Consider the following 8635-nt stretch of genomic DNA (forward strand, 5'->3'; position numbering starts at 1 on the left):
GAGGAGCCTATATGGCGGTTGAGGAACACTTCGATCTGCGCCTGCCACGGGTTGCGGTCCACCACGTTGGAGAACTGACTGGGGAACGGCGTCAGGCCCGGTTGACGCATGAAGGCATCGAGGGCCGCGCTCGGTGGCGCACTGCGGGCCGCATTGGTCGGGTCCTGTTGTGGCAATGGGCCAACGGCTGCGGGCGGGAAACCCAAGGGCGCCGCCGGTGTGGTGGGGTCGAGTTTTTCCGGGCCGAACTCTTCAAACAACACCAACTGCTGAGTGAAGGGCTGAGCGCCATACAGCGGGCTCGGCTTGCCATTGGTGGGATAGTTGAAACTCGTCTGCTGCGCGGGCGGCAAGGCGTTCTCTACACGCGTATCGTCGCGGCTGCCTTTGTTGCCATCGGGCAAATCGAAGGCGTCCTCGTTAGCTTCCGGCATGGTCAAAATGGCGTTCAACGCCGCGGGTTCGTCAGCCGGTTCGTCGTAGTAAGCCGAAGGGTCGGTGGGTTCAGGCTGTCGCTCGTCATCAATCGGGCTGGCACGCAGGCTCGCTGTGCCCAGCGTCATCGTCAAAAGGACACCCAGAGGCGTCAACAGGCCAATCCACTTGAAGGGATAACGCGCTTTCCTGTCCATCATCAACCGCCTCGAACGTGTGAAGGGGTGATGTGGGATTTGCAAAGACCTCGCCAAATTTGTAACAGTTTTATACAAAAGCATTAACACTTAGCAAAACAATGGCTTATCAACATCAATGTGCCATGCCACAATCAAAGCGACTGGGGCCTGACACCCGCTACCGGGGAAAGTTCATACCCATCTTCAGGGAATGCGCTTGAACGACAAACGGACGGTCGTGCCCTCGCCTTCGCGGCTGTCCAGGGTTACCGCACCACCACAACGTTCCATGATGCGCTTCACCAGGACCAGCCCGACGCCCAACCCGCCTTGCTTTGTGGTAAAAAACGGGCGGAACGCCATGCTCTGCTGCTCCTCGTTCATGCCTTTGCCGGTGTCACTGACGATCAGACAAATACTTGCCGGATCGATCGGTTCCAGCGTGAGGGTCAGCGTGCCCTCCTTCTCCATGGCTTCCAGCGCATTGGCGACCAAACTGTTGAGGATCTGCGTCAGCTGCACCTGCTGGCTCAGCACCATCGGCGTCTCTTTCGGCTCGAAGACCACGTGAATCCTGGCCTTGGCGATCTGCTGTTCGAAGGCCAGGAGACTGTCATGCAAGCACGCGACCAGGTTCACCGGCTCCGCTTCGTCGTTGAGCGGTCGCAAGGATTGCAGCAACTCCCGGACCCATTTCGACATGCGATCGACCTGACCGATGATGTCATTGATGTTTTTGTGGGCCGGGCCACTGTCGAATTCAAGCGCCAATTCGGCACTGGAGCGAATGGTCGCCAACGGGTTGCGCAGGCTATGGGCAACCGCTGAAGACATCTCCCCGAGGGCGACAAAGGTTTCATTGGTGATCAGTTGTTTTTGTTGCGTGGCCAACAGAATCGCCGCTCGGCGCACGATCCAGTACAGCCCCAGGTAGATCAGCCCGCCCCCGAGGGCCGTGGCCAGCCAGATCATTGCCATTCCGCGCTCCATGCGGTCGATCAAGTCCTTGGGTTCCTTGTAGATCTCGACCATCGCGGTGACGTTTTCGTGGTCGGCATCGAACAACGGAATGTAATTCTCAATGAAGATGTGATCTGGTGGCGTAATGAACTTCTGCTCCATGCGCGACTTGTCCACGCTGTGATAGCTGGCAGACACCGGAGTCTTGGAGGCAAACGCCTGATTGAGGTCATCGTCGGTATGGACTGTGGTGCCCATCAACTCCGGGTTGGTGGACCAGATCACCATGCGGTCCGGGGCGTAGATGTTAGCCAGGATCACATCGGGCAAATGTTCGATATGGTCGAGAAACTCACCGCGGGCACTGGCACGGGCCATTGGATCGACATCGGGAAATTCCTTGTCTTTGCGCGGGTCGAGCAACTCGCCCATGGTCCGCACGTTGGGAATGGACACATGGCGTACCTCGGCTGAGGCAATCGCTTGAATGAACTGCGACGTCAACAAGGCATCGCGCTGCACGCTCTCGGTAATGACAAAACGCGTGGACACTGCGCCCAGCGCCACGGCCACCGTGCCGATCACCGCCAGGCTGATCAGCGAAAACCAGCGCAGCAGATTGAACGGTTGTTTACGCGACCTAAGGCGAATATCGGCCTCCTCTTTTTGAAGGGCTGCTGCTTGGATATTCATGGACATGGTTCCCCGGCTTCCCCTATAGGTTATAGCCCACTGCTCGCTGTTTGCCCCGTTTGCGGTATTTCCCCCCCCAACTTTCCCCGCCTGATCCTCCGCCCCCCATCTACCCCCAACTCTGGGGGGAGTCGCCCGCTTCGGCGCTCGACACGATTGAGCCGCAGCAGCGCTACAAGCCTTCACTGCAGGGCCTGTGCAGGCGTTTTTAAAAATTGGTATGGAAGTTGCCAAAGCCCTGTCAACTGACCTGCCCCCCATGGGGCAGGTCTTCTGATAGAGGGAATACACATGCACCCTTTACTGTCCAAAACCGCGATCGCTCTGGTCGTGACCGCTCTGGCCCAAGGCACTGCCCAGGCGGCGCTGTTTGCTGTGGACCCAGGGAACCTCGGAGTGTACTTGCCAGCCAACGGCGGTTTCGCCGCCTGGTATCAAGACACCCATGGTCGAACCCTCGACCTGTGCCTGTCAAAGGCTGTCAGTTCTCGGGTTCCCGGCGCTCCAGGCGCGCCGAGCTACATGTGTAATTTGCTGCCGACCCCTGGCGTCTTCGACGATGCACAACCGGTGGTCTTCCCGACCAACTTTCCCGATGAAGCGTTCTGGTTCACTGCCGATGGCGCGATCGTCGATGCGGCCAGAGGCATCGATCTGGGCTACGGAGCGGCCATCGAAGCCGCCTTCGCCGCCGAAGAACCCGTCGACGGTGACCAGGTCAGTTTCGCCCGTATCCGCATTCGCGTCGATGTGCCCACCGCCGGCACCTATGTCATCACCCACCCTTACGGTGTCGAGGTCTTCGACATCGCTACCCCCGGGCGGCGGGCGATCAACATGACCCGGGACATCGGCATCGGCAGCCCGAAAACCTATGACGGGGCGCTCAAAGGTGATGTCGGACCGTTCCTGCGCAGCGTCAACGGTCCCTATACCGAGACGAACCCGGTCACCGGCGCCGCCGAACAATTCGTCGGCGACCCAAACCTCTCGGAAGCCGTCACCGGCAGCCCGTTCAACACTAACTTCATCCGCATCGAAGGCCCCGGCGGCCTGGACTTGCGCACCGATGTGCTCGCCGTCTCCGGCAAATTGTCGGCAGTGGTCCGCCCGACGCCAATGATCGCCCAGCGCAGTACCTACTCGCGGCATGCCGGCACCAGCGCAGTGGAGGCCCAACAGGATGTGTTTGTGCTGGCCCCACCGCCACCGGCCACAGTGACCCTGGACAGCAACAGCCCGGCGTTGAATCTGACCGAAGCGAATACCACCGGCAGCTGGTACGCCCAGTCTTCCAGCAATCCAACGGTGCCGAGTACGTTGCAAGTGACCGCCGACAACCATCTGGCCATCGCCAGCAGCACGCCAACGACCTTGCCCTTGCCCTTGACCGACCTGGTAGTGATTTCACGCGCCGAATACAAATTGAGCACCGGGCAAATAACCATCGAAGCCTCCACCAGTGACGAAACCTCGCCACCGGTACTCACCGCCACCACTGGCACCGGGGTTCCGATTGGCTCCCTGATTGGCGATGGGGCGGCGAAAGCCCTGTCCACCGGCCTCTCGCCAAATCCGCCAGCCAAGGTTCGGGTGTCGTCAGCCAATGGCGGCAGTGATACCGAAGAAGTGGTCATCGTGCAATGAACGCTCACATGCCCAGATCCTCATCAGGAGGCATCATGAACAATTGGCCACGCTTGGCGCTCAACGCCTTGGGACTGACACTTTCGCTGTCCGGTAGCGCCTTCGCGCAACTCGCCGCAGTCGACCCGGGCCCTTACACATTCGCCACGGGGAAATTCCCCATGTGGTATCAGGACAACAATAATCTGTCGATGGAACTCTGCCAGTCTCGAGCCGTGAGCAAACGGGTACCGGTCAGCGTGCCTCCGGCCTACATGTGTACCCTGTTGCCGGAACCGGGGATCTTCGACGATACCCAGCCCATGGTGTTCCCGGACAACTGGCCACCGGAAGCGTTCTGGTTCCTCGCCGAAACCAACATCCCTAACAACGCCGCAGGGTATGGTGTGGACGCTTATGTGGCAGGGATCGAAGCGGCATTCGCTGCGGAAAACCCTGTCGATGGCGATCAGCAAAGCTTCGCGCGGATTCGCATCCGGGTGAATATCCCCACCGCCGGGGTCTATACCATCACCCACCCTTACGGTGTGGAAACGGTCAACGTCACCGCCCCCGGACGTCGGGCGATCAACATCACCCGAGATGTCGGCATTGGTGCCCCCGGCAATTTCAGCGGTGCCGTGGCCGGGGCCATCGGGCCATTCCTGCGCAGCATTAACGGCCCTTACCCCGAGGTGAACCCGGACACGGGGGCCATCGAAACCTTCGTCGGCGACCCGAACCTCACCGAACCGGTCACCGGCAGCCCCTTCAACACCAACTTCTTAAAGATCGAGGGACCGGCCGGAACCATTCAGACCGCCCTCTTCACCCTGGCCGGTAAAGTCCTCGACAACCGTGCACAAACACCAGTGGCAATTGACCGCGCCACCTATCGCCGCACCACATCGGGTACAGGCACTAGCACACAGGTCGAAGTCTTTGCCAAAGCGGACATCAGCTCGACCCTGTGCTTCCGCGAAAGTATCGCGCTCGTGCCCGGCCCACCGCTTTCGCCATGCCAGACCACTCTGACAGGCGCCAGCGACGGGCAGTTCTTCGGCAAGCGTCTGTTCAATGGCCTCGTGCCTCCGGTCGTGGTGGTCACCGCCACCAACCCGACGGGCACTACCCGCCCTACAGCAGTGTCGAGCAAGCTCACTGACATAGTGAAAATCAAGACCGCCCGGTACAGCTGGAACGATCACAAACTGCTGATCGAAGCCTCCTCCACCGACGAAGTGGTCGTACCGGATATGGTCGTTCAGGGCTATGGACGCCTGTCGAAGTCCGGCACCCTGCAAAGCATTACCGTCTCCGACCTGACCCAGCCACCCGCCACCGTGACGGTTAAATCCGCAGCGGGCGGCAGTGACACCGAGCCCGTCGTAGTCGTCGGCAAAGCACCGGAAGTCGGTGAGAACCAGGCACCGCTTTCCGTCAACGACACCGGCAGCACCAGCTTCGGCGTGCCTGTCACCCTCAACCTGCTGACCAACGACAGCGACCCGGACGGCGACACACCACTGACCATCACGGGGCTGACTCAACTGCCTGCCGAGCAAGGCAGCGTGGTATTGAGTGGTACCACATCGGTGGTCTACACCCCGCCAGCCGTTGTCAACGCGCCGCTGACCGTGACCTTCAACTACACGGCTCAAGACGCCAAAGGCCTGGCCTCGACCACGCCTGCGACGGTGACCATCACCGTGGCGCCTAACCAGGCACCGACGGCGGTCAACGATGCTGTCGCGACCCTGGGCGTGGCGATTCCGATCAACGTGCTGGCCAACGACACTGATCCGGAAGGCAACGTGCCGCTCAGCGCAGCCATCGTGACCGCACCGGCGGCCGGTCGCGGCACCGTCAGCACCGACGGCACCGTCATCACCTACACCCCACCGGCCACGGTGACCACGGCCTTTACCACCACCTTCACCTACCTCGCCCGGGACAGCTTCGGCGCCGCGTCGACGCCAGCGACGGTCACGGTGCAAGTCTCGCCAAGACCTGCTGCGGAAACCTTCGCGGTGACCACGGCCACGGTGTCGGCGCGCTCCAACAACCGCTTCACCTGGGACTTTGCGGGTACCTCATCGGTGACCACCGGCAACACCATCACCGTGCAGGTCTCCACCCCGACCGGGCTGCAAACCCTGGGCACCACCACGGTGCCGCTGACCGGTCGCTGGCGGTTGACGGTGAGCAACACCACCACGGTGATCCCGTCAGCTAATCCGACGGCCACCATCCGCTCCTCCCAAGGCTCCGTGCGCTCGGTATCGGTAGTCGCTAACTGAGCCCTCGCCCTACCCACCCACCATTGGGGTGGGTGGGGCTGGCCTCACCCGTAAGGACTAGAACCATGAAAACGTCGACCGCCACCCTGCTCTGCCTGCTTCTGCTTTGCAGCAGTGCGGGCGCGCGCGCCGATGACTTGATGGAAAACGACGACCTGGGTCCCGGTGGCGACCTGGGAGAGTTGCCACCGCCGGTTGGCCAGCACGCGCTGATCGACCAGAACGGTCAGGCCAACATTGCGCTGTTGCAACAGAACGGTCAGTCGTTGCTCGGCACCATCGTGCAGTCGGGCAGTAACCAGGAAGCCTACATCCTGCAACAAGGCAACGACCTGATGGCAATGATCAACCAGCAGGGGTATGGCAATAACGCCGACATCACCCAAACCGGCAGCCATAACCGTGCGCAGATTTCCCAGAACGGCAATAACAACGACGCCAGCATCGACCAGGCGGGCACGGGGCTTTCCAGCGCCGTGAACCAATCCGGGAACGGCATGAGCGTCTCGGTCAAACAATATCGCTAAGCACTGCCCCACTTTGGAGGTTCCATCATGTTCAAACTGAAACCCCTTGCCGCCGCCATTCTGGTCATGGTCAGTGCCCAGGCGATGGCTGATGACAGCACATCCATCCAGAACCAGAATGGCGATGCCAACGTCGCCAACGTGACACAGAAGGTGGCCAGCTTCAGCACCGCCACTCAGCAACAGGCCGGTACCGGCAACGATGCGGCGGCGTTGCAGGACAACGCCAGCAGCACGATCGATCAGACCCAGAACGGTGAATTCAATGCCGCCTACGGTGAGCAACTGTTCGAAAACGGCAGCACCATCACCCAGCAACAAGCCGGCTCGTTCAACAACACCCATGCCAGCCAGTCGGTTGGCGCAGGCCCCAGCCAGGCGCTGCAACAGCAGGAAGGCAGCGGCAACTTCTCGTTTGTCTATCAGGACAGTCAGGACGGCGCCACCGGCACCACCTTCCAGCAAGGCGACAACAACACAGCCTACGTCGAGCAAATGGTCATGGGCATCGGCAACAACGCCACCGTCATCCAGTTCGGCAACACCAACTACAGCGCCGCCGAACAGGTGTCCCACATTGCTGGCCAGATCAATACCTTCCAGTCGGGTAACGATAACTATGCCTATGGCGACCAGCGCAACGGCGAAGGTGGCACGGTGAGAATCACCCAGGAAGGCGACTTCAACGGCACCGAAGTCTGGCAAGAAACCCAGGTTTCCAGCCACGCCACCATTAATCAGTCCGGGCAAACCAACGAAACCGTGGTCGACCAGAGCTTCGGCCAGGAAAACGTGGCGACGGTGCTGCAAGTCGGCGACCTCAACGCGATCTATGCCGACCAGTTCGAATCCATCGGCTCGACCGTCGCGCTGTACCAGAACGGCACGAGCAACGTGCATTTCACCTACCAAAGCGGCGACAGTCATGTGCTGAACGCCAACTCGGTGGGTACCGGCAACAAGGTCTACGCCAGCAACTGGAAAGGTCCGCAAGCGGGAGGCCAGTTCGGCAGCCTCCAGACTGCGACTGTCAATCAGAACGGCATCGACAACGTCGCCAACTTCACCCAGAACGGCGTCGGCCACCGCATGACCACTAATCAGACCGGCACCGGCAACAAAACCACCGTCAGCCAGGCCGAGTCCTACAACGAGCTGTACTTCGAGCAGAACGGCACCGACAACATCCTCATCGCCGACCAGCGCGGCACCACCAACCTGGCGCAAGGCAGCAGCGAAGGTATTGGCAACAGCACCGAGTTCAACCAGTCCGGCTCTGACAACCAGGCGTTCACCACACAGCTGTATGGCAGCGACAACATCATTACCGTCAAACAAACCGACAACCTGAACGTGGCTTATGTAACCCAGGGCGGCACCGGCAACATTGCCAGTGTTAATCAAAGCGGCCTCACCCAGACAGCTATCGTGCAGCAAAATGGCAGTACCAACCAGGCAACAGTGTTCCAGCAATAATCACGCAGCATAGAAAAACCGCGGCTCTTGGGGGAGGGTTGCGGTTTTTTTGTGTGCGCCTGGTGGAGATGGGTGGGTCGTGAGGCCGTCATCGCGAGCAGGCTCGCTCCCACAATGGATGGGTGTACATCTGATGGAGATTGGTCGGCTGTCAGGCCGTCATCGCTGGCAAGCCAGCTCCCACAGGGAATGAGGTACACCTGTCAGGAATTGGTTGGCTTTCAGGCCGTCATCGCGAGCAGGCTCGCTCCCACAATGGATCGGTGTACATCTGATGGAGATTGGTCGGCTGTCAGGCCGCCATCGCTGGCAAGCCAGCTCCCACAAAAAAACAGAGCAACAAACCGCTTTTGCTTCTCACCACTCATCAGGCCGAGCGTTAGCTCGCCTGCAGCTTTTGATCTTGCTTTTGATTTGCCCGCCCCTTCGGGAGGCTGAG

6 protein-coding genes and 1 pseudogene are annotated in these 8635 nt (G+C 60.4%); 4 read left to right on the forward strand and 3 right to left on the reverse strand.

The window, feature by feature from the left end:
* Positions 1–632 (reverse strand): annotated as a pseudogene (locus tag PMI22_RS21460) (copper oxidase); the annotation flags it as partial.
* Between the two features lie 186 nt (positions 633–818).
* Positions 819–2267, reverse strand: coding sequence for a sensor histidine kinase (locus tag PMI22_RS21455; protein ID WP_007944177.1), 1449 nt, complete (start codon positions 2265–2267; stop codon positions 819–821).
* Between the two features lie 291 nt (positions 2268–2558).
* Here PMI22_RS21455 and PMI22_RS21450 point away from each other — a divergent pair, with 291 nt between their 5' ends.
* From PMI22_RS21450 to PMI22_RS21435, 4 genes are all read left to right on the forward strand, one after another.
* Positions 2559–3914 (forward strand): hypothetical protein, encoded by a 1356-nt coding sequence (locus PMI22_RS21450; protein ID WP_007944178.1) that lies wholly within the window; start codon positions 2559–2561, stop codon positions 3912–3914.
* A 35-nt stretch (positions 3915–3949) separates the two neighbouring features.
* Complete coding sequence (locus PMI22_RS21445) at positions 3950–6193, forward strand: Ig-like domain-containing protein (RefSeq protein WP_007944179.1); 2244 nt, start codon at positions 3950–3952, stop codon at positions 6191–6193.
* Positions 6194–6258: 65 nt separating this feature from the next.
* Positions 6259–6720 (forward strand): curlin, encoded by a 462-nt coding sequence (locus PMI22_RS21440; RefSeq protein ID WP_007944182.1) that lies wholly within the window; start codon positions 6259–6261, stop codon positions 6718–6720.
* Positions 6721–6747: 27 nt separating this feature from the next.
* Positions 6748–8196, forward strand: coding sequence for a curlin (locus tag PMI22_RS21435; RefSeq protein WP_007944184.1), 1449 nt, complete (start codon positions 6748–6750; stop codon positions 8194–8196).
* A 221-nt stretch (positions 8197–8417) separates the two neighbouring features.
* Here the strand turns inward: PMI22_RS21435 and PMI22_RS31905 are convergent.
* A partial coding sequence (locus PMI22_RS31905) for a hypothetical protein (protein ID WP_238543894.1) occupies positions 8418–8635 on the reverse strand: 218 nt, incomplete at its 5' end.

Origin of the sequence: Pseudomonas sp. GM21, assembly GCF_000282215.1 — a bacterium.
Taxonomy (GTDB): Bacteria; Pseudomonadota; Gammaproteobacteria; order Pseudomonadales; family Pseudomonadaceae; genus Aquipseudomonas.